The sequence below is a fragment of the Porphyromonas sp. HMSC065F10 genome, assembly GCF_001808555.1.
GTDB lineage: Bacteria > Bacteroidota > Bacteroidia > Bacteroidales > Porphyromonadaceae > Porphyromonas_A.
This window is the reverse complement of sequence record NZ_KV793716.1, coordinates 1-239: the sequence shown is the minus strand read 5'-3', so window position 1 is coordinate 239 and position 239 is coordinate 1. Positions and strand designations below refer to the sequence as shown.

At 50.2% G+C, this 239-nt stretch carries 1 pseudogene; it reads left to right on the top strand.

From position 1 onward, the window contains the following. A pseudogene (locus HMPREF2890_RS00025) lies at nucleotides 1-239 on the top strand (hypothetical protein); the annotation flags it as partial.

Sequence of the window (239 nt, the reverse complement as noted above, 5' to 3'; positions counted from 1 at the left end):
GCTGCATTTCTAAAGTTCAACAGCAAGGATGGACTGCTGAAGAACTTCATGACCAACTTTCTCAAGCAGTTCAACAACCCCTCCCATTTCGGGCTATACAAGGTGTTGGCGAGCAATGTGGAGCAAGGCGTAGACAACCTGCGTACTCTGCTCCAAAGCCGAGAGACTCCTGAAAGCAGACAGCAGTTGGCAGAGGTCGGTGTACCCTTTGAAGACTATCTGCCACAGCAGAAGAAGAG